This is a genomic window from Candidatus Marivariicella sp. (assembly GCF_983056325.1).
In genome coordinates, this window is the sequence record NZ_CEZOWA010000010.1 from 68250 (window position 1) to 72656 (window position 4407).

5 protein-coding genes are annotated in these 4407 nt (G+C 30.1%); 3 read left to right on the forward strand and 2 right to left on the reverse strand.

Annotated elements, in window-relative coordinates:
• Positions 1-31: 31 nt before the first annotated feature.
• The 3 genes from AC3ATN_RS04865 to AC3ATN_RS04875 all read left to right on the forward strand — a co-directional run bounded on the left by AC3ATN_RS04865 (position 32) and on the right by AC3ATN_RS04875 (position 2849).
• Positions 32-1624 carry an alanine/glycine:cation symporter family protein gene (locus AC3ATN_RS04865; RefSeq protein WP_487532113.1) on the forward strand — a complete coding sequence of 531 codons (1593 nt, stop codon included), beginning with the start codon at positions 32-34 and terminating at the stop codon, positions 1622-1624.
• 69 nt (positions 1625-1693) lie between these two features.
• Positions 1694-1888, forward strand: coding sequence for a 30S ribosomal protein S21 (rpsU, locus tag AC3ATN_RS04870; protein WP_487532108.1), 195 nt, complete (start codon positions 1694-1696; stop codon positions 1886-1888).
• Between the two features lie 64 nt (positions 1889-1952).
• On the forward strand, positions 1953-2849 hold the full coding sequence (locus AC3ATN_RS04875) for a tyrosine-type recombinase/integrase (RefSeq protein ID WP_487532109.1): 897 nt from the start codon (positions 1953-1955) through the stop codon (positions 2847-2849).
• Between the two features lie 74 nt (positions 2850-2923).
• Here the strand turns inward: AC3ATN_RS04875 and AC3ATN_RS04880 are convergent, their stop codons facing one another.
• Entirely contained in the window at positions 2924-3154 is a 231-nt protein-coding gene (locus tag AC3ATN_RS04880) for a hypothetical protein (protein ID WP_487532110.1), read from the reverse strand.
• Between the two features lie 108 nt (positions 3155-3262).
• A partial coding sequence (locus AC3ATN_RS04885) for an FAD-binding domain-containing protein (protein ID WP_487532111.1) occupies positions 3263-4407 on the reverse strand: 1145 nt, incomplete at its 5' end.

Here is a 4407-nt window from a genome sequence, read left to right on the forward strand (position 1 = left end):
AAATCATAGACTTGGCTCAATCCTAGCAGTGATGTTCAAAGACTCTTTACCCAGTGAGATACTAACTGACTTAATAAAAAATGGTTTTGTAGAAGTTAAAGGTCAGGATTATAGTCTTACTGAAAAAGGTCTTGATGAAAAAATCAATGAAGCTTTTACACCAATAGCTAAATGGTTTGAAGCAGTTATTCTTCACGATTTTCCTTTTACAGAGACCTTGTTTGGAACGGGTATACCAACCCTAATTTTTCTGTTGGTAGGCGGTGCTCTTTTTTTTACCATATACTTTGGTTTTGTTAACATCAGACATTTTCCTACTGCAATAAATACGGTTCGTGGTAAGTTTGATTCTCTTGATAAAAAAGAGAATAGTTCAACTGATGGAGAAGTAACACATTTTCAAGCACTCGCAACTGCTGTTTCCGGAACTGTTGGAAACGGAAATATTGCAGGTGTTGCAATGGCTATAGCTATTGGTGGTCCTGGGGCTACTTTTTGGATGATTTTATGTGGCTTATTGGGAATGTCCTCAAAGTTTGTAGAATGTACTTTAGGTGTCAAGTATAGAGATGTTGGAGAAGATGGAACAGTTTATGGTGGGCCAATGTATTATATGACAAAAGGTTTAAAAGAAATAGGTTTTGAAAAGTTGGGTAAATTTTTAGGAATTGTTTTTGCATTTTTATGTATTGGGGCATCTTTCGGGGGAGGTAATGCAGCACAGTCTAATCAAGCTGCTGTTCAACTTGCTAATTCATTTGGAATGACAGGTGGTAATTCTAGAACAATTATAGGTGTAATACTGATGATTTTTGTTGGAATTATTATAATTGGTGGAATAAAAAGAATTGCCTCTGTTACTGAAAAAATAGTTCCTTTTATGGCTGTTATGTACATTGTTGCATGTTTATATATAATATTGACTAATATAACTTTTGTAGATGACGCTTTTGGAATGATAATTTCTCAAGCATTTACTCCAAATGCTGGCTTAGGAGGTTTCCTTGGAGTTTTAATAACTGGATTTCGAAGAGCTGCATTTTCAAACGAGGCTGGTGCTGGTTCTGCATCTATTGCTCACTCAGCCGTAAAAACTAGTTTTCCGGCTTCTGAAGGTCTAGTTGCTTTACTAGAACCTTTTATTGATACAGTTGTAATATGTACTCTTACTGCTCTAGTAATTATAATCTTTAATGGAGATAGTACTGTATTTAATTATGGAGGGGAGGGAGGTGTTGTTATGATTGATGGTGTTCCTGCAGAAGGAGCAAGCATAACAGCTGCAGCATTTTCAAAATATATTTCTTTTTCAGGTCCATTCTTGACAATAGCCGTAGTTCTATTTGCGGTTTCCACAATGATATCTTGGTCCTATTATGGGCTTCAATCCTGGATTTATGTCTTTGGAAAGAGTAAAGCTGCTGATCTAACATATAAAATTATATTTTTATTATTCATAGTTATTGGTGCTGCTGGAGATATGTCTTCCGTATGGGGTTTTTCAGACGCAATGATTCTTGGGTTAGTTTTTCCTAACATGATAGGTCTATTCTTTTTGTTTCCAAAAGTGAAAGAAGAACTAAATAAATACACTAATGCAATAGCTGGGATGGTAAAAAAATAGAAAAAATCTATTTTATTATAACAGCTATGTTATATTTGCACAAATTATAATTGAAAGGAGGTCGTAAATATGTTAATTATACCAATTAAAGAAGGAGAAAATATTGATAGAGCGCTAAAGCGTTTTAAAAGAAAGTTTGATAAAACTGGAGGAATGCGTCAATTAAGAAGTCGTAAACAATTTTTAAAACCTTCTGTTAAGAATCGTGCTAAAATTCAAAAAGCCCAGTACATTCAAAATTTAAGAGACCAAGAAAATCAGTAAAACCAAATTTAGAAAATAGAATAAAGGTTGTAACTTTAATGTATTAAAGTTGTAACCTTTTTTTATGTATTCTCAGAAATTCTTAGATTATGTTTTATTGGAAAAAAATTATTCTCCCCACACGATTTTAGCTTATAAAAACGATTTAAAAAATTTTTCTACATTTTCACATAAAGAATTCAATATTTCATCATTAGCAAAAATTGAATATTATGTAATTCGCGCTTGGATTGTTAGTTTAATTGAAGAGGGTATATCAAACAGAAGTATAAACCGCAAACTATCTACTCTAAGATCTTTTTATGGATTTTTATTAAAAACATCTAGTATTGAGTTTTCTCCGATGTTAGAGCACAGGCCATTAAAAATTGAAAAGAAAATTCATATACCTTTTTCTGAAGATGAAATTTTTGCTGTTTTAAAAAGTGATTTCTTTTCTTCAGATTTTAAGGGCATTCTTGAAAAAACAATAATTTATATTCTCTATTTTACTGGTACGAGAAGAAATGAAATTATAGAATTAAACTATATATCTGTCGATTTAAAACAAGGTATACTTAAAGTTCTTGGAAAGAGAAATAAAGAAAGATTAATACCAATTCATGATTTACTTAAAAAACAACTTGAGTTATATTTAAAATGTAGGTTTAATCTCAAAAAATTATCTAAAACAAAAACTTTTTTTTGTTTTGAGGATGGAAGAAAAATAACTCCTGGTTTTATATATAAAACAGTAAATTCTTATTTCAATTTAGTTTCATCTAAAACTAAAAAAAGCCCTCACATGCTTAGACACAGCTTTGCAACTCACATGTTAGATCAGGGAGCAGACTTAAATGCCGTAAAGGGATTATTAGGGCACTCCAGTGTTGCAGCTACACAAAACTACACTCATACAAGTATGAAGAAAATTAAGTCAATATATTCAAAATCGCATCCAAGAGGAATAAATAAGGATTAGTTTGATTATTGAGACAACGTGATTTTAAATAATCATTTAATAACTACTTCTTAATAGTTTATTTTGAAGTGAATTTATATAAAACCATGAATTAAGTAACCAAAAGAAGCTCCAAGAGCAAACATTATAAGACCTCTTAATGAAAAAAACCATGTGAAATTCTTCTCCCATGAGTCAGGAATAAGATTTTTATTGGCATCTTCAAGCTTTCCAGTTTTAATTGAATAGCCTGCATACCAGTATATAAATGAAACCAAAACAGTAATAAAAATAATGGTTACTAAGAATTCTTTGTTTATATCCATATCTTTTTAATTTAAAGTAAGTTAGGAAAAATTTTATATAACACAAAATAACTCGATTCAATCAAAAATTACACTTAGAAATGATTTTTATTTTTGGTTAGAAAACATCTAAGATTTTATTGATTTTTTCCTGACGTGTAAATTTAATATTCTCTCGCTTTCTTTCTTAACCATCGGATGATTTCTGTGCCCCCATATTTTTTCACGTGCTATTTTTCCTGATTTTACTAAATCAATAACTGGTTTTGAATAATCTAATTTTATATCATTAAACTCTTTGTCTAATTCTGTCATTTTCCAGGGTTCGTGAATAAACTCTGGTGGAACATCTTTTAATTCTGTTACCCATTCTTTAATAAATAAACCTTCTGGATCATGTTCTTTAGATTGTTTTATTGGGTTATACATTCTAACGGTATTTATGCCTGTTGTTCCTGCTTGCATTTGAAATTGAGTGTAATGAATCCCTGGTTCATAATCAAGAAATAAATTTGCTAAATGATATACTCCCTTTCTCCAATCACAGTCAAAGTGAAGACAAAATATAGACACTAACATAGCTCTCATTCTAAAATTAATCCATCCTGTTGCTTTGAGACATCTCATACATGCATCCACCAATGGAAATCCTGTTATACCTTCTTTCCAATTCTTAATTAGTTTTTCATTATTTGAATAATTTAAAACTTCATAACCTCGATTTACACAATGAGTTTCATAGTTGCATTCCGATTCAAACTTTTGAATAAAGTGATTATTCCACTTCAACCTAATTAGTAAACCATTGAAGCTTCTTTTATTATAATTATAATTATAATGTTGAATTACATGGTGATAAGTTTGTTTTATAGTGATATTTCCAAATGCCAAATAGGGTGATATTCTTCCACAAGATTTTCTACTTTCTTTAGGTTTTGAGATATGCACACTATAGTTTTTACCTCTATTATTACAAAAAGATTTTAAATATTTCCAAGCAAAAACCTCTCCAGGCTTTTGAAATAAAACTGGATATTGTTTTAATTTAATTTCTAAAGATTCATTTAATTTAAATTTAGATTTTATTTTCTCACCCTTGAATTGCGTATATAAGTTTGTGGTTGTTTCCTTTTTTATATAATTTAACCATTGTTTATCCCAATTATCTCTATTCTTTATTCCACGAACAATACCATCTCTTTGAAACTCTCTCCAATTTATACCATTAATTTTAAGAAATTTTGATATTTCTTTATCCCTATTCCAAGTATTTA